At 62.2% G+C, this 14,571-nt stretch carries 23 protein-coding genes; 2 read left to right on the top strand and 21 right to left on the bottom strand.

Going from position 1 to position 14,571, the window contains the following annotated elements:
- Window positions 1-4 precede the first annotated feature (4 nt).
- The 10 genes from secY to rplN form a co-directional block, all read right to left on the bottom strand.
- Window positions 5-1,315 (bottom strand): preprotein translocase subunit SecY, encoded by a 1,311-nt coding sequence (gene secY, locus BLR03_RS09540; protein ID WP_091251996.1) that lies wholly within the window; start codon window positions 1,313-1,315, stop codon window positions 5-7.
- Between the two features lie 186 nt (window positions 1,316-1,501).
- Complete coding sequence (gene rplO / locus BLR03_RS09535; protein WP_091251994.1) at window positions 1,502-1,993, bottom strand: 50S ribosomal protein L15; 492 nt, start codon at window positions 1,991-1,993, stop codon at window positions 1,502-1,504.
- On the bottom strand, window positions 1,994-2,200 hold the full coding sequence (rpmD, locus tag BLR03_RS09530; protein ID WP_056626615.1) for a 50S ribosomal protein L30: 207 nt from the start codon (window positions 2,198-2,200) through the stop codon (window positions 1,994-1,996).
- Window positions 2,201-2,203: 3 nt separating this feature from the next.
- Entirely contained in the window at window positions 2,204-2,884 is a 681-nt protein-coding gene (gene rpsE / locus BLR03_RS09525) for a 30S ribosomal protein S5 (RefSeq protein WP_175460479.1), read from the bottom strand.
- A 26-nt stretch (window positions 2,885-2,910) separates the two neighbouring features.
- Window positions 2,911-3,294: a 50S ribosomal protein L18 gene (rplR, locus tag BLR03_RS09520; protein WP_091251989.1), complete on the bottom strand. Its 384-nt coding sequence runs from the start codon at window positions 3,292-3,294 to the stop codon at window positions 2,911-2,913.
- Between the two features lie 2 nt (window positions 3,295-3,296).
- Window positions 3,297-3,833 carry a 50S ribosomal protein L6 gene (gene rplF, locus BLR03_RS09515; protein WP_091251986.1) on the bottom strand — a complete coding sequence of 179 codons (537 nt, stop codon included), beginning with the start codon at window positions 3,831-3,833 and terminating at the stop codon, window positions 3,297-3,299.
- Between the two features lie 18 nt (window positions 3,834-3,851).
- Window positions 3,852-4,250, bottom strand: a complete 399-nt coding sequence (gene rpsH, locus BLR03_RS09510) for a 30S ribosomal protein S8 (protein WP_056425243.1) — start codon at window positions 4,248-4,250, stop codon at window positions 3,852-3,854.
- A 94-nt stretch (window positions 4,251-4,344) separates the two neighbouring features.
- Window positions 4,345-4,926: a 50S ribosomal protein L5 gene (gene rplE / locus BLR03_RS09505; RefSeq protein ID WP_018773672.1), complete on the bottom strand. Its 582-nt coding sequence runs from the start codon at window positions 4,924-4,926 to the stop codon at window positions 4,345-4,347.
- The gene (gene rplX, locus BLR03_RS09500) at window positions 4,926-5,285 is read right to left on the bottom strand and encodes a 50S ribosomal protein L24 (RefSeq protein WP_024366125.1); all 360 of its coding nucleotides are present in this window, start codon (window positions 5,283-5,285) and stop codon (window positions 4,926-4,928) included. The genes rplE and rplX overlap by 1 nt, the downstream gene beginning before the upstream one ends.
- Before the next feature lie 3 nt (window positions 5,286-5,288).
- Window positions 5,289-5,657, bottom strand: coding sequence for a 50S ribosomal protein L14 (gene rplN / locus BLR03_RS09495; protein ID WP_003803789.1), 369 nt, complete (start codon window positions 5,655-5,657; stop codon window positions 5,289-5,291).
- Between the two features lie 397 nt (window positions 5,658-6,054).
- Here rplN and BLR03_RS09490 point away from each other — a divergent pair, with 397 nt between their 5' ends.
- Window positions 6,055-7,086: a YncE family protein gene (locus BLR03_RS09490; RefSeq protein ID WP_091251985.1), complete on the top strand. Its 1,032-nt coding sequence runs from the start codon at window positions 6,055-6,057 to the stop codon at window positions 7,084-7,086.
- A gap of 291 nt (window positions 7,087-7,377) precedes the next feature.
- On the opposite strand, the gene rpsQ is transcribed toward BLR03_RS09490, so the two are convergent.
- From rpsQ to rpsJ, 11 genes are read right to left on the bottom strand one after another with little or no spacing between them, the layout of a single operon-like run.
- Complete coding sequence (rpsQ, locus tag BLR03_RS09485; protein ID WP_091251984.1) at window positions 7,378-7,686, bottom strand: 30S ribosomal protein S17; 309 nt, start codon at window positions 7,684-7,686, stop codon at window positions 7,378-7,380.
- Window positions 7,683-8,012 (bottom strand): 50S ribosomal protein L29, encoded by a 330-nt coding sequence (rpmC, locus tag BLR03_RS25200; RefSeq protein ID WP_066436863.1) that lies wholly within the window; start codon window positions 8,010-8,012, stop codon window positions 7,683-7,685. Before rpmC ends, rpsQ begins: the two co-directional genes overlap by 4 nt.
- Before the next feature lie 2 nt (window positions 8,013-8,014).
- Complete coding sequence (gene rplP / locus BLR03_RS09475) at window positions 8,015-8,431, bottom strand: 50S ribosomal protein L16 (protein ID WP_018773668.1); 417 nt, start codon at window positions 8,429-8,431, stop codon at window positions 8,015-8,017.
- Window positions 8,432-9,268, bottom strand: coding sequence for a 30S ribosomal protein S3 (gene rpsC, locus BLR03_RS09470; protein ID WP_091251983.1), 837 nt, complete (start codon window positions 9,266-9,268; stop codon window positions 8,432-8,434). It lies immediately after the preceding gene.
- Window positions 9,269-9,634, bottom strand: a complete 366-nt coding sequence (gene rplV / locus BLR03_RS09465; RefSeq protein WP_003803798.1) for a 50S ribosomal protein L22 — start codon at window positions 9,632-9,634, stop codon at window positions 9,269-9,271.
- Between the two features lie 38 nt (window positions 9,635-9,672).
- Complete coding sequence (gene rpsS / locus BLR03_RS09460) at window positions 9,673-9,954, bottom strand: 30S ribosomal protein S19 (RefSeq protein WP_018773666.1); 282 nt, start codon at window positions 9,952-9,954, stop codon at window positions 9,673-9,675.
- Between the two features lie 12 nt (window positions 9,955-9,966).
- Entirely contained in the window at window positions 9,967-10,806 is an 840-nt protein-coding gene (gene rplB / locus BLR03_RS09455; RefSeq protein WP_091251982.1) for a 50S ribosomal protein L2, read from the bottom strand.
- A gap of 29 nt (window positions 10,807-10,835) precedes the next feature.
- A complete protein-coding gene (rplW, locus tag BLR03_RS09450) occupies window positions 10,836-11,141 on the bottom strand; it encodes a 50S ribosomal protein L23 (protein WP_018773664.1) in 306 nt (101 codons plus the stop codon).
- On the bottom strand, window positions 11,138-11,758 hold the full coding sequence (gene rplD, locus BLR03_RS09445) for a 50S ribosomal protein L4 (protein WP_090575302.1): 621 nt from the start codon (window positions 11,756-11,758) through the stop codon (window positions 11,138-11,140). Before rplD ends, rplW begins: the two co-directional genes overlap by 4 nt.
- 4 nt (window positions 11,759-11,762) lie before the next feature.
- Complete coding sequence (gene rplC, locus BLR03_RS09440) at window positions 11,763-12,413, bottom strand: 50S ribosomal protein L3 (protein WP_003803812.1); 651 nt, start codon at window positions 12,411-12,413, stop codon at window positions 11,763-11,765.
- 17 nt (window positions 12,414-12,430) lie between these two features.
- Window positions 12,431-12,739: a 30S ribosomal protein S10 gene (gene rpsJ, locus BLR03_RS09435; RefSeq protein ID WP_003803825.1), complete on the bottom strand. Its 309-nt coding sequence runs from the start codon at window positions 12,737-12,739 to the stop codon at window positions 12,431-12,433.
- A 398-nt stretch (window positions 12,740-13,137) separates the two neighbouring features.
- Between rpsJ and BLR03_RS09430 the strand changes: the two genes are divergently transcribed.
- Window positions 13,138-14,571 (top strand): GH1 family beta-glucosidase, encoded by a 1,434-nt coding sequence (locus tag BLR03_RS09430; protein ID WP_091251981.1) that lies wholly within the window; start codon window positions 13,138-13,140, stop codon window positions 14,569-14,571.

The following is a 14,571-nucleotide window of genomic DNA, read 5'->3' as shown; positions in this document are numbered from 1 at the left end:
CTCGTCATCGCAAAAGCCCTTCGTAGTGACGTTGCTGTAGTTGCGCATCAATCTGCTTTACGGTCTCCAGACCGACGCCCACCATGATCAGGATCGAGGTGCCGCCGAACGGGAAGTTCTGGTTCGCGTTGATCAGAACCAGTGCAACCAGCGGGATCAGTGCCACGAAGCCAAGGTAGAAGGCCCCGGGCAGGGTGATCCGGGATAGGACGTACTGAAGATAATCCGCGGTCGGCTTGCCGGCGCGGATGCCCGGAATGAAGCCACCGTACTTCTTCATGTTGTCCGAGACCTCTTCGGGGTTGAATGTAATCGCAACATAGAAGTAGGTGAAAAACACAATCATGGCGAAATACAGCAACATATAGATCGGGTGGTCACCCTTGGTCAGGTTGTTGTTGATCCACTCAACCCAGGGCTGCATCTGCTCGCCGGCCTTGGGCTGGTTGAACTGCGCGATCAGCCCCGGCAGGTACAGCATGGACGAGGCGAAGATGACGGGCACGACGCCGGCCATGTTCACCTTGATGGGGATATAGGTGCTGGTTCCGCCGACGGTGCGGCGTCCGATCATGCGCTTGGCGTACTGCACCGGGATCCGGCGCTGGGACTGCTCGACGAAGACCACCAGGGCCACGGTGAGCAGGCCGATGATCAGGACCAGGAAGAAGGTGCCGGGGCCCTGGGCCTTCCAGATGGCACCGAGCGAGCCCGGGAAGCCGGCTGCGATGGAGGTGAAGATCAGCAGCGACATGCCGTTGCCGACACCCTTTTCCGTCACGAGCTCACCCATCCACATGATGAGGCCGGTTCCGGCCGTCAGCGTGATGATGATGAGGACTGTGGTGACGATGGAGCTGTCCGGGATGATGGGCAGCTGGCAGTTCGGCAGCAGCTGGCCCGAGCGGGCCAGCGACACCAGCGTCGTGGCGTTGAGCAGGCCGAGGGCGATGGTGAGATAGCGGGTGTACTGGGTCAGCTTGGACTGGCCGGATGCACCCTCGTCGTACAGCTGCTGGAAGCGGGGAATGACCACCCGGAGCAGCTGGACGATGATGCTCGCCGTGATGTAGGGCATGATGCCGAGGGCGAAGATGGACACCTGCAGCAATGCACCGCCGCTGAACAGGTTGACGAGCTGGTAGATCCCGCCCGTGGTCTGACCGTTCTGCAAGCATTGCTGGACATTCTGGTAGCTCACACCAGGCGAGGGGATGAATGCACCCAAGCGGAAGATTGTGATGATTCCCAGCGTGAACAACAACTTGCGTCGCAGATCAGGCGTGCGAAAGGCCCGGCCAAATGCGCTAAGCAAGCGTCCTCCTGAGTAATAAGTAAAGTCGTGTGAGACAGGTCAAATAAACCCAACAACCGAGTCTAACGGGTGGATGCGTCCGGCGAACAATCGGCGGGGCCCAGAAAATGAAAAAACTCCCGGCACCGGGGGCCTGAGCCCTTGGTACCGGGAGTTTCAACAACGGGCAACTGCCCCGCCGCCTCGTTAGAGGGCGGTGGTGCTTCCGCCTGCTGCGGCAATCTTTTCAGCGGCGCTGGCCGAGAATGCGTGGGCGGTGACGTCAACCTTGACGGTGATGTCGCCGGTGCCCAGCACCTTGACGGGCTGGTTCTTGCGAACGGCACCCTTTTCGACCAGGTTCTCCACGGTGACTGCGCCACCTTCCGGGAACAGCTCGTTGAGCTTGTCCAGGTTTACAACCTGGTACTCAACCCGGAACGGGTTCTTGAAGCCGCGCAGCTTCGGCAGGCGCATGTGCAGCGGCAGCTGGCCGCCGGCAAAGCCAGCCTTGATCTGGTAGCGGGCCTTCGTACCCTTGGTACCGCGACCGGCGGTCTTACCCTTGGAACCTTCACCACGACCAACACGGGTCTTGGCGGTCTTGGCACCCGGGGCGGGACGCAGGTGGTGAACCTTCAGTGCGTTCTGCTTTTCAGCGGCGCCCTGTGCCTTTTCGGCGGTGTTCTTCTCTGCCATTTACTTCGCCTCCTCTACCTTTACCAGGTGCGGAACCGTGTTGAGCATTCCGACGGTCACGGCGTCGGCGGTGCGGACAACGGTGTGTCCGATCCGCTTCAGGCCGAGGGACCGAAGGGTGTCGCGCTGGTTCTGCTTGCCGCCAATGGCGGACTTGATCTGAGTGATCTCCAACTGAGCGTCGGAGGGAATCAGGTTCTTAGCCATGACTCAGACACCTGCCTTCTGGTTCAGAAGTGCACGTACCAGGGCCGGCGGAGCGATCTCGTCGAGGGGCAGGCCGCGGCGTGCTGCCACTGCTGCCGGCTCTTCGAGGCGCTTCAGCGCATCAACGGTCGCGTGAACGATGTTGATGGCGTTGGAGGAACCGAGCGACTTGGAGAGGATGTCGTGGATGCCCACGCACTCCAGTACTGCACGGACCGGGCCGCCGGCGATAACACCGGTACCGGCGGAAGCCGGACGCAGCATTACGACGCCTGCAGCGGCTTCGCCCTGAACACGGTGCGGGATGGTGCTGCCGACGCGGGGAACGCGGAAGAAGGACTTCTTGGCCTCTTCAACGCCCTTCGCGATGGCGGCGGGAACTTCCTTGGCCTTGCCGTAGCCGACGCCGACCATGCCGTTGCCGTCACCGACGACGACGAGGGCGGTGAAGCTGAAGCGACGACCACCCTTGACGACCTTGGAAACGCGGTTGATGGTTACGACGCGCTCTACGAACTGGCTCTTCTCGGCCTCGCGGCCGCCGTCACGGCCACCACGGCCGCCACGGTCGCCACGGCCCTGGCCGCGGTCGCCACGCTCGCCACGACGAGCGCCACCACGGCGGTCATCGGCGGTCGCAGGCGCAGCGGTCTCAGTTGCCGGAGCAGCTACAGCTTCAGTCACCTGAATGTCCTTTTCGTTATTTTCGGTCACAGTGACAGCCCACCTTCACGTGCGCCGTCAGCGACGGCGGCGATGCGGCCGTGGTACTTGTTACCACCGCGGTCGAAGACAACTGCTTCGATACCGGCAGCCTTGGCACGCTCGGCGACGAGCTCGCCAACGCGCTTGGCCTTGGCGGTCTTGTCACCGTCGAATGCACGAAGGTCGGCTTCCAACGTGGAGGCGCTTGCCACGGTCAGGCCCTTGGTGTCATCGACAACCTGGACGAATACGTGACGTGCGGAGCGGTTGACGACCAGACGCGGGCGTACAGCCGTACCGGAGATGCGCTTGCGGATACGAAGCTGGCGGCGGCTGCGCTGGGCAGACTTGCTCTTGTTCGTACGCTTCTTGTTAATTGCGATCGCCATGGTTACTTACCAGCCTTTCCGACCTTGCGGCGGATGACTTCGCCTGCGTAACGGATGCCCTTGCCCTTGTAGGGGTCCGGCTTCCGCAGCTTGCGAATGTTGGCAGCAACCTCGCCGACCTGCTGCTTGGAGATACCTGAAACAGAGAGCTTGGTCGGGGTCTCAACTGCAAAGGTGATGCCGTTCGGTGCCGAGACGTTGACGGGGTGGCTGAAGCCCAGAGCGAACTCCAGGTCAGAACCCTTGGCCTGGACGCGGTAACCGGTACCGACAATCTCAAGCTTCTTCTCGTAGCCTGCGGTGACACCCTGGATCATGTTGGCGATCAGGGTGCGGGTCAGGCCGTGCAGCGCACGTGAGGCGCGCTCGTCGTTCGGGCGGGCGACAGTCAGGGTGCCATCTTCCAGGGAAACCTCAATCGGGCTGGGCACAGTGTGGCTCAGCTCGCCTTTGGAACCCTTGACGCTGACGACAGAGCCGTCAACCTTGACCTCAACGCCGGCAGGAACGGTGATGGGGAGACGTCCAATACGTGACATTATTCTCTTCCTTTCCCGTTACCAGACGTAAGCGAGGACTTCGCCGCCCACGCCCTTCTTGCCGGCCTGCTTGTCAGTCAAGAGGCCGGAAGAGGTGGACAGGATTGCGACACCCAGGCCACCGAGCACGTGCGGCAGGTTGGTGGACTTTGCGTAAACGCGCAGTCCCGGCTTGGAAATACGACGAACGCCAGCGATTGAACGCTCGCGGTTCGGACCGAACTTGAGCTCGAGGGTCAGCTTCTTGCCAACCTCAGCGTCTTCTTCTTTCCAGGAGGCGATGTAACCTTCAGCCTTCAGGATGTCGGCAACGCGTGCCTTGAGCTTGCTGTACGGCATGGACACGGAATCGTGGTATGCCGAGTTAGCGTTGCGCAGACGCGTAAGCATGTCTGCGACGGGATCTGTCATTGTCATGTGGGCTCTTGCCCTTCCTCATAACGGTTTCCGCCACGCTGCTTTTCCGAAAATAAACCGGAAACAGCGCGGCCGGACCTTTTACGTAGCTAGATTAGTCTTCGGTCTTGAACGGGAAGCCAAGCGCCTTGAGCAGCGCGCGGCCTTCGTCGTCAGTCTTGGCAGTGGTCACGACAGTGATGTCCATGCCGCGTACGCGGTCGATGGAATCCTGGTCGATTTCGTGGAACATAACCTGCTCGGTCAGACCGAAGGTGTAGTTGCCGTTGCCGTCGAACTGCTTGCCACTGAGGCCACGGAAGTCGCGGATACGCGGCAGTGCCAGCGTGACCAGACGGTCCAGGAATTCCCACATACGGTCGCCACGCAGAGTCGCGTGCGCACCGATCGGCATGCCTTCGCGCAGCTTGAACTGTGCGATCGACTTGCGTGCCTTGGTTACCTGCGGCTTCTGGCCGGTGATCAGGGTGAGATCGCGGACAGCGCCGTCGATCAGCTTGGAGTCCTTGGCGGCATCTCCAACACCCATGTTCACAACGACCTTGACCAGGCGGGGAACCTGGTTGACGTTCTGGTACTTGAATTCCTCAGTCAGCGTGTTCTTGATGGAATCGGCGTACTTGGTCTTCAGACGAGGAACGATCTTGCTTGCCGGAGTCTCGAGAGTCTCAGTCATTAGATGTCCTTCCCTGAGCTCTTGGCCACGCGGACGCGCACTTCACGCTTCACGCCATCGCGCTCAACGGTCTCGGTGCGGAAACCGACGCGCGTGGGCTTCTTGGTGGACGGGTCAACCAGAGCCACGTTGGAGATGTGGATCGAAGCCTCGACGACCTCGATGCCACCGGTCTTGGTGCCGCGCTGCGACTGACCGACCTTGGTGTGCTTGGTTACGCGGTTAATGCCTTCGACCAGCACGCGGTTGGTCTCCGGGAATACGCGCAGAACCTTGCCCTGCTTGCCCTTGTCGCCGCCGCGCTCAGCCTTGGCGCCAGTGATGACCTGAACGAGGTCACCCTTCTTGATCTTAGCCATGGACTAGAGCACCTCCGGAGCCAGAGAAACGATCTTCATGAACTTCTTGTCGCGAAGTTCACGACCAACCGGTCCGAAGATGCGGGTACCGCGGGGGTCACCGTCGTTCTTCAGGATGACGGCTGCGTTCTCGTCAAACTTGATGTAGGAACCATCCGCACGGCGGCGTTCCTTCTTGGTACGGACGATGACAGCCTTGACGACGTCGCCCTTCTTTACGTTGCCGCCCGGAATTGCGTCCTTGACGGTAGCGACGATTACGTCGCCAATGCCTGCGTAGCGACGGCCAGATCCACCGAGAACGCGAATGGTAAGGATTTCCTTAGCACCCGTGTTGTCGGCGACCTTGAGTCGCGACTCCTGCTGAATCACTATTTACTCCTTGCGTCGCGCTGGTTCTCAGACCGAAAATCTTCCTACGGAATGAGCCTTGCGGAACGGTTGATCGGGGTGTCTCTTGACCTGCCTGGATTTTGCCAGACCAGGCCTAAACGCCCGTGCCAAAAACATTTGCTTCCCAGGCGGTTCCGACGGATCGGGGCGCAAGGGGGCACTATGCCGTGGCACGATTGTTTACGAGGTTGATGACGGCGCGCAAAAGGCGCCATACAAACTCAAAATCTTAGCACGTTTTCGGCGTATCCCCATATCACAGCTACGCCACCTGCACACGCCAGCGCTGGTCAGGGCGCGGCAACGCGCCTCGGGCGGCAGGCCCTCTGGTCCCCTCGTCGCCAAACTCATCGTCCCTGACCGAACGGAGCCAGCCATGGGACTGAAACCATCGCGCAAGCCGTCAATGACCCGGTTTATCTCGGCAGGGATCCTGATTCTGTTGCCGGGCGCCGTAACAGCCTGCTCGGGGCCGGCCCCGGCGTCGGCGCTGCCGTTGACCCAGGTCCAGGACATCGCCCTGCCCGGCGCGGCAAGCAGGCTCGACTACCAGGCTCTGGACGCCGGAGCGAAGCGGCTCTATATCGCCCACCTCGGTGACGGCACCATCCATGCGGTCGATCTCGCCAACGGCACGGTGGTCGGAACGGTGCCGGGAACCCCCTCGGTTCACGGAGTCACCCTCGCACCCGACCGGCATCTCCTCCTGGCCGCCGTCTCGGGAACGAACGAGGTCGCCATCATCGACACCAACACCCTCACGGTGACCGCCCGGGTGCCGGCAGGCAACACGCCGGACGGGATCGCCTACGACCCGGTGCACGGCAAGGCCTACGTCTCCAACGAACACGACCACGCCGAAACGGTGATCGACCTCGCCACGAATACGGCCAAATCCCCGATCGAGATCGGCGGGGAAGCAGGCAACAGCGTCTACGACCCGGCCAGCGGAACGGTCATGGTCAATGTCCAGGACCGCAACGAGCTGGTTATCATCGACCCGGCCGCCGACACGGTCACCGACAGAATCCCGGTCCCGGACTGCGCCAGCAACCACGGCCTCTATGTCGACGGGGCCAACAAGCTGGCGTTCATCGCCTGCGAGGGCAGCGCGAAGCTCCTGGTCCTGGATCTGCACACCAGACAGGTCACCGCACGGTTCGACACCGGCGACAGCCCGGACGTGCTGGCCTTCGATCAGGGACTGCACCGTCTCTACATCGCGTCGGAGTCGGGTGTCGTCAGTGTTTTTGATGAGCAGAACCGTGCCCTGGCACCAAAGGCGTCCGGCAAGCTGGCCGACAACGCCCACACGGTGGCCGTCGACCCGGCAACGCATCGGGTCTACTTCCCACTCCAGGACGTCGACGGCCACCCGGTGCTGCGCATCATGGACGCCAAGCCATGAACTCCGGCGGCTGCCCGGACTGAACCGGGAACGGGCCCCGAACCGGATACACCACCGCCGCCCCTGCGGCCCGCAGCGCCCGACGGAGTCAGGCAGGGAAACTTTTTGGCCCGGCGGCAGCGGCGCTCCCCCGGAAACCCGGCCCGCCGGCGTCGTACGCTTCGTGAAAGCCTGCTGCCCGTGACACCGCGAGCCGCGGCCCCAAGATTTCCCGGACAACGCGGAAGCCCCCGCTCCCCCAAAGGGGGAACGAGGGCTTCTGCCGTAGCACAGGCAGCAAAGCTGCAGGTGTTACTTGGCCTTTTCGAGGATCTCGACCAGGCGCCACCGCTTGGTAGCGGACAGCGGGCGGGTCTCGGCGAGGAGCACGAGGTCGCCGATGCCGGCGCTGTTCTCTTCGTCGTGAGCCTTGATCTTGGCGTTGCGGCGGATGACCTTGCCGTAGAGGGCGTGCTTCACGCGGTCTTCGACCTGGACAACGATGGTCTTTTCCATCTTGTCCGAGACGACGTAGCCGCGCTTCGTCTTACGGTAACCGCGCTCGTCAGCCTTGGCTGCGCCGGAAACAGTTTCCGTCACGTTCTCGTCCTTTTCACTCACTTGGCATCCTCCTCGGTTTCAACCGTTTCAGCCTTCTCGGCCTTCTTGGTTGCAGCCTTCTTGGACTTCTTCTCTTCCTTGGCTTCCACAACCGGTGCGGCAACCTCGGCACGAATGCCCAGCTCGCGTTCGCGGAGAACGGTGTAGATGCGGGCGATGTCCTTCTTTACCGCGCGCAGACGACCGTGGTTCTCCAGCTGACCGGTGGCGGACTGGAAACGCAGGTTGAACAGCTCTTCCTTGGCCTTGCGGAGTTCTTCAACGAGACGCTCGTTGTCGAAACCGTCCAGCTGTGCGGATGCAAGTTCCTTGGATCCTACTGCCATTTCTACTCACCACCTTCGCGACGCACAATGCGTGCCTTCAACGGCAGCTTGTGGATTGCCAGGCGCAGGGCCTCGCGAGCTACCTCTTCACTGACACCGGAGAGTTCGAAGAGAACCCGGCCCGGCTTGACGTTTGAGACCCACCATTCCGGAGAACCCTTACCGGAACCCATGCGGGTTTCGGCAGGCTTCTTCGTCAGCGGACGGTCCGGGTAAATGTTGATCCAGACCTTTCCGCCACGCTTGATGTGGCGGGTCATCGCGATACGGGCAGATTCGATCTGACGGTTCGTGACGTAGGCAGGGCTCAGAGCCTGGATGCCCCACTCACCGAAGGAGACCTGGGTGCCGCCCGTAGCAGCGCCGGAACGACCCGGGTGGTGCTGCTTACGGTGCTTTACTCGACGTGGGATAAGCATTTAAGCCTGTCCTCCTTCTACTGCCGGTGCAGCTGCCTCAACTGCCGGAGCTTCGGCGGCAGCGGGTGCTGCCTCAGCTGCCGGACGGTCGTTACGACGACGGCGGTCACCACGGTCAGCGCCACCCGGGCGGCCCGGGCGGTCGCTGGCACCACGGCCGCGGGACGGAGCAGCAGCTGCCTGCTGAGCCAGTTCCTTGGCGGTGACGTCGCCCTTGTAGATCCAGACCTTCACGCCGATGCGGCCGAAGGTGGTCTTGGCCTCGTAGAAGCCGTAGTCGATGTTCGCACGCAGGGTGTGCAGGGGCACACGGCCTTCGCGGTAGAACTCCGAGCGGGACATTTCAGCGCCGCCCAGACGACCGGAGCAAGCGATACGGATACCCTTGGCACCGGCACGCTGTGCGGACTGCATGGCCTTCTTCATCGCGCGGCGGAACGCCACGCGGGAAGTCAGCTGCTCAGCAACGCCCTGGGCAACAAGCTGGGCTTCCATCTCGGGGTTCTTGACCTCGAGGATGTTCAGCTGAACCTGCTTGCCGGTGAGCTTTTCGAGCTCGCCGCGGATGCGGTCTGCTTCAGCGCCGCGGCGGCCGATGACGATGCCCGGACGTGCCGTGTGGATATCCACGCGGACACGGTCGCGGGTGCGCTCGATCTCGACCTTGGCGATGCCGGCGCGCTCCATGCCCGTGGACATGAGCTGGCGGATGCGGATGTCTTCGCGAACGAAGTCCTTGTACCGCTGGCCAGCCTTGGTGCTGTCAGCAAACCAGTGCGATACGTGATCGGTGGTGATGCCGAGTCGGAACCCGTGCGGGTTAACTTTCTGTCCCACTTAGCGAGCCTCCTCTTTCTCCGGGGTAGCGACTACCACGGTGATGTGGCTCGTGCGCTTCTTGATCTGAAATGCACGACCCTGAGCTCGCGGCTGGAACCGCTTCATGGTCGGGCCTTCATCAACAAACGCTTCGCTGATGATGAGGTCACCTTCGTCAAACGCCACGCCGTCGCGGTCCGCGAGGACCCGGGCGTTGGAGATTGCCGACTGAACTACCTTGAATACCGGCTCCGAAGCTGCCTGGGGGGCAAACTTCAGAATTGCCAGAGCCTCATTCGCTTGCTTACCACGAACAAGGTTGACGACGCGCCGGGCCTTCATAGGCGTTACGCGGATGTGACGCGCAATTGCCTTGGCTTCCATTGCTTTCCTTCTCTCGTCTTTGACGTAAGTGCAGGCGCCTAGCGGCGCTTGCCCTTACGGTCGTCCTTGACATGGCCGCGGAATGTCCGCGTGGGAGCGAATTCGCCGAGCTTGTGCCCGACCATCGACTCAGTGACAAACACGGGGATGTGCTTGCGTCCGTCGTGCACGGCGATCGTGTGGCCGAGCATGTCGGGGACGATCATCGAACGGCGGGACCAGGTCTTGATGACGTTCTTGGTGCCCTTTTCGTTTTCCCTGGCTACCTTCACAAAGAGGTGCTGGTCAACGAAAGGACCTTTTTTCAGGCTGCGTGGCATGTGTCCAGGCTCCTATCGCTTGTTCTTGCCAGTACGACGGCGACGAACAATAAGCTTGTCGCTCTCTTTGTTGGGGCGGCGGGTACGGCCTTCAGGCTTACCGTTGGGGTTGACCGGGTGACGACCACCGGAGGTCTTACCTTCACCACCACCGTGCGGGTGGTCAACCGGGTTCATGGCGACACCACGGACGGTCGGGCGAACGCCCTTCCACCGCATACGGCCGGCCTTGCCCCAGTTGATGTTCGACTGCTCAGCGTTGCCGACCTCGCCGACGGTTGCGCGGCAGCGCACGTCAACGTTGCGGATTTCGCCGGAGGGCAGACGCAGCTGGGCGAAACGGCCTTCCTTGGCGACGAGCTGAACAGAAGCGCCAGCGGAACGGGCCATCTTGGCGCCGCCACCCGGACGCAGTTCGACTGCGTGGATAACGGTACCGACGGGGATGTTGCGCAGCGGCAGGTTGTTGCCCGGCTTGATGTCAGCGTCGGCGCCGGCCTCTACGAAATCGCCCTGGGACAGCTTGTTCGGGGCGATGATGTAACGCTTGGTGCCATCAACGTAGTGCAGGAGTGCGATGCGAGCCGTACGGTTCGGGTCGTACTCGATTTCGGCAACGCGGGCGTTGACGCCGTCCTTGTCGTGGCGACGGAAGTCGATCAGACGGTACTGGCGCTTGTGTCCACCACCCTTGTGACGGGTCGTGATCTTACCGGTGTTGTTACGGCCACCCTTTTTCGGGAGGGGACGTACCAACGACTTTTCCGGCGTCGACCGCGTGATTTCAGTGAAGTCCGCTACGCTCGAGCCACGACGGCCCGGGGTAGTCGGCTTGTATTTACGGATTCCCATAATTTATTTCCTCGTTAAAGTGGTCTCCGCTATGAAAGCGGACCGCCGAAGATGTCGATAGTGCCTTCTTTGAGGCTCACAATGGCACGCTTGGTGTTCTTGCGGGTACCCCAGCCGAATTTGGTGCGCTTGCGCTTACCGGCACGGTTGATGGTGTTGATCGATTCGACCTTGACGGAGAAAATCTTCTCCACGGCCAGCTTGATCTCGGTCTTGTTCGAGCGGGGGTCCACCAGGAAGGTGTACTTGCCCTCGTCGATCAGGCCGTAGCTCTTTTCCGAGACGACGGGTGCAAGCACGACGTCGCGCGGGTCTTTGATGGTGGCTGCACTCACTTGGCATCCTCCTCGTTCTTTGCAACCTTGTCAGCAACAAATGCTTCGTAGGCAGCCTTGGTGAAGACTACGTCGTCGGAAACAAGAACGTCGTAGGTGTTCAGCTGGTCTGCGTACAGAACGTGAACTTCCTCGAGGTTGCGCACGGACAGTGCAGCAACATCGTTGGCGCGCTCAATGACAACGAGCAGGTTCTTGCGCTCGGAAACTCCGCGCAGGGTTGCCAGTGCTTCCTTGGAGGACGGCTTGGAGCCGGCAACCAGGTCAGCGATGACGTGGACGCGGCCGTTGCGGGCACGGTCCGAGAGTGCGCCGCGCAGTGCAGCAGCAATCATCTTCTTGGGGGTGCGCTGGCTGTAGTCACGCGGCGTGGGGCCGTGGACAACGCCACCACCGGTCATGTGAGGAGCACGGATGGAACCCTGACGGGCGCGGCCGGTGCCCTTCTGCTTGAACGGCTTGCGACCTGCACCGGAAACTTCGGCGCGGGTCTTGGTCTTGTGGGTACCCTGGCGAGCAGCAGCGAGCTGGGCAACGACGACCTGGTGCAGCAGCGGCACGTTGGTCTGTACGTCGAAGATCTCTGCAGGCAGGTCAACCTTGACAGTGCTAGTCATTGAACTAGGCTCCCTTCACGGCGGTGCGTACGAGTACGACCTGGCCGCGGGCACCGGGAACGGCGCCCTTGATCAGGAGCAGCGACTTCTCGACGTCAACCGCGTGGACCGTGAGGTTCAGCGTGGTGTGACGAACGGCGCCCATGCGGCCGGCCATTTTCATGCCCTTGAAGACGCGGCTCGGGGTGGATGCGCCACCGATTGAACCGGGCTTACGGTGGTTCTTGTGGGCACCGTGGGAAGCTCCAACGCCGTGGAAGCCGTGACGCTTCATAACACCGGCGAAGCCCTTACCCTTGGTGGTGCCAACGACGTCGATCTTCTGGCCGGCTTCGAAGAGCTCTACGGAGAGCTCCTGGCCCAGCTCGTAAGAGTCAGCATCTGCAGTGCGCAGTTCTACGACGTGGCGGCGAGGCGTGACGCCTGCCTTTTCAAAGTGACCAGCCAGCGGCTTGGTGACCTTGCGGGGATCGATCTGGCCGTAGCCGATCTGAACGGCGACATAGCCATCAGTTTCTGCGTTGCGCAGCTGCGTGATGACGTTCGAGTCAGCCTGGACCACAGTGACGGGGATGAGCTTGTTGTTCTCGTCCCAGACCTGGGTCATGCCGAGCTTCGTGCCCAGCAGGCCCTTTACGTTACGGGTTGCGGTCATAGTCTCTCAGCACCTCCCTACAGCTTGATTTCGATGTTCACGTCGGCCGGCAGGTCGAGACGCATGAGCGAGTCAACAGCCTTAGGCGTGGGGTCGATGATGTCGATCAGACGCTTGTGCGTGCGCATTTCGAAGTGCTCGCGGCTGTCCTTGTACTTGTGCGGAGAGCGGATAACGCAGTACACGTTCTTCTCCGTCGGCAGCGGCACGGGGCCAACTACCGTTGCGCCTGCGCGCGTGACCGTCTCAACGATCTTCCGTGCTGAAACGTCAATGACCTCGTGGTCGTATGACTTCAGCCGGATGCGGATTTTTTGTCCCGCCATGTCGCCTGACTCTCTTTCAGTCTGTGCTTCCCCTGATTGGGGCTGCCCTGTTCACTTACGTGTTGTGTGGCTGCCGAAGCATTTGAAGTCGTGACTACCACCCGCCGCACAAGCTGAATCCGGAAGGATCCGGGTTCCTCAACCTGCCGACGTAACCGACCCCCGCGGTCGGGCGTGTCGCACGTTTTCACACATACGAGTCCGCAATTCCATGGGGAGTGGGTTATGTTTGGTCTCTTACTTGGACCCTGACACCCGGCATTATCCGGATCGGGACGCGAAAGAGCGCTTGAACAACTCATCTAGTATGCCGGAATTTGCGGGCAGAAGCGAATCAGTCCCCGCGAAGGGGCCGTTCGGACATTGTCCTCCTCCGCCATCGAATAGATGATAGGGGCATGACTGTGCAGGATTCTGTGGCAGTTCAGGCCCTCGCCGCCCGCCTGAGGCCCGGGTTCACCCTGGGTGTCGCCTCCGCTGCCTTCCAGATCGAGGGCGGCCTCGACGCCGGCGGCCGCGGGCCCTCCGGCTGGGACGCGTTTGCCGAGAAGCCGGGGAACATCCTGCACGGGCACTCCCCCGCTATCGCATGCGATCACTATAACCGCGCCGCCGAAGACATCAGGCTCATGCGCGAGCTCGGAATCGACTCCTACCGCTTCTCGATCTCCTGGCCGCGGGTCCAGCCCGAGGGGACAGGGCCCTTCAATGCGGCCGGTCTGGACTTCTATGACCGACTCATCGACCAGCTGCTCGCCGCCGGCATCTCTCCTATGGCCACCCTGTACCACTGGGATACGCCGCTCCCCCTCGAGCAGCGGGGCGGCTGGATGAACCGCACGACGGCGGAACGGTTTGCCGAGTACAGCGCGGCTGCCGGCAAGCGGTTCGGCGATCGCGTGGCGCAGTGGGTCACGCTCAACGAGCCCGCCTCGGTAACTCTGAACGGGTACGCCCTGGGCACCCATGCACCCGGGCACGACCTGCTCTTCGATGCCCTTCCGTCCGTGCACCATCAGCTCCTTGGCCACGGCCTGGCGGTGCAGGCGCTGCGCGCAGAAGGCGTCAGCGGCACCGTCGGCGTCTCGAACCTGCACTCACCGGTCCGTCCGGCAACCGGCTCGGTCTCGGACCGGCTGCTCGCCGGGGTGTTCGACCTCCTGTTGAACCGCCTCTACGCCGACCCGATCCTGTTGGGCCGCTTCCCTAGGCCGCCCTTGATCGCCCGGCCGTGGTTCCGTTCGCTGCGGAGCATCCCCGACGCGGACCTCACCGCCATCCACCAGCCGCTGGATTTCTACGGCCTGAACTACTACTATCCCGTGCGTGTGGCCACGGGCCGCGGCGTCGACAGCCCTACCGGAGACGCGGAAGCGATGCTGAAGGTGCCCTTCCACCTCGCCGCGTTCCCGGAGTACGAGCACACGGGTTTCGGCTGGCCCGTCGCTCCGGACCACCTGGGTGTCCTGCTCCGGGAGCTGAAGGACCGGTACGGCGCGTCACTGCCACCGCTGTTCATCACCGAGAGCGGGGCGAGCTTCCCCGAACCGGACCACGTCACGGGACCTATCCCCGACGCCGGGCGGATCAGCTACCTCGCCGCGCACCTCCACGAGGCGGTGGAGGCCACCTCCGCCGGGGGCATAGCCCACGACGTCGAACTGCTTGGCTACTACGTCTGGACCCTCATGGACAACTTCGAGTGGGCGGCCGGCTACTCCCAGCGCTTCGGCCTGGTTCACGTGGACTTCGACACCCAACAGCGCACGCCAAAGGAGTCCTACTACTGGTACCAGGCCCTCGCACGGGCCCGGGGGCCAAGAAGCATCTAA

Origin of the sequence: Arthrobacter sp. ok909 (assembly GCF_900104405.1) — a bacterium.
GTDB classification, from domain to species: domain Bacteria; phylum Actinomycetota; class Actinomycetes; order Actinomycetales; family Micrococcaceae; genus Arthrobacter; species Arthrobacter humicola.
Note: the sequence above shows the minus strand (reverse complement) of the source record. Positions and strands in the feature narration are given on the sequence as shown.

Excerpts from the sequence above, each read along its gene's own strand:
- rplO (WP_091251994.1), bottom strand. The coding sequence starts at position 1,993 with ATGGCAGAGAAGAACACCGCCGAAAAGGCACAGGGCGCCGCTGAAAAG.
- rpmD (WP_056626615.1), bottom strand. The coding sequence starts at position 2,200 with ATGGCTAAGAACCTGATTCCCTCCGACGCTCAGTTGGAGATCACTCAG.
- rplR (WP_091251989.1), bottom strand. The coding sequence starts at position 3,294 with ATGGCGATCGCAATTAACAAGAAGCGTACGAACAAGAGCAAGTCTGCC.
- rplF (WP_091251986.1), bottom strand. The coding sequence starts at position 3,833 with ATGTCACGTATTGGACGTCTCCCCATCACCGTTCCTGCCGGCGTTGAG.
- rpsH (WP_056425243.1), bottom strand. The coding sequence starts at position 4,250 with ATGACAATGACAGATCCCGTCGCAGACATGCTTACGCGTCTGCGCAAC.
- rplE (WP_018773672.1), bottom strand. The coding sequence starts at position 4,926 with ATGACTGAGACTCTCGAGACTCCGGCAAGCAAGATCGTTCCTCGTCTG.
- rplX (WP_024366125.1), bottom strand. The coding sequence starts at position 5,285 with ATGGCTAAGATCAAGAAGGGTGACCTCGTTCAGGTCATCACTGGCGCC.
- BLR03_RS09490 (WP_091251985.1), top strand. The coding sequence starts at position 6,055 with ATGGGACTGAAACCATCGCGCAAGCCGTCAATGACCCGGTTTATCTCG.
- rpmC (WP_066436863.1), bottom strand. The coding sequence starts at position 8,012 with ATGGCAGTAGGATCCAAGGAACTTGCATCCGCACAGCTGGACGGTTTC.
- rplP (WP_018773668.1), bottom strand. The coding sequence starts at position 8,431 with ATGCTTATCCCACGTCGAGTAAAGCACCGTAAGCAGCACCACCCGGGT.
- rplV (WP_003803798.1), bottom strand. The coding sequence starts at position 9,634 with ATGGAAGCCAAGGCAATTGCGCGTCACATCCGCGTAACGCCTATGAAG.
- rpsS (WP_018773666.1), bottom strand. The coding sequence starts at position 9,954 with ATGCCACGCAGCCTGAAAAAAGGTCCTTTCGTTGACCAGCACCTCTTT.
- rplB (WP_091251982.1), bottom strand. The coding sequence starts at position 10,806 with ATGGGAATCCGTAAATACAAGCCGACTACCCCGGGCCGTCGTGGCTCG.
- rplD (WP_090575302.1), bottom strand. The coding sequence starts at position 11,758 with ATGACTAGCACTGTCAAGGTTGACCTGCCTGCAGAGATCTTCGACGTA.
- rplC (WP_003803812.1), bottom strand. The coding sequence starts at position 12,413 with ATGACCGCAACCCGTAACGTAAAGGGCCTGCTGGGCACGAAGCTCGGC.
- rpsJ (WP_003803825.1), bottom strand. The coding sequence starts at position 12,739 with ATGGCGGGACAAAAAATCCGCATCCGGCTGAAGTCATACGACCACGAG.
- BLR03_RS09430 (WP_091251981.1), top strand. The coding sequence starts at position 13,138 with ATGACTGTGCAGGATTCTGTGGCAGTTCAGGCCCTCGCCGCCCGCCTG.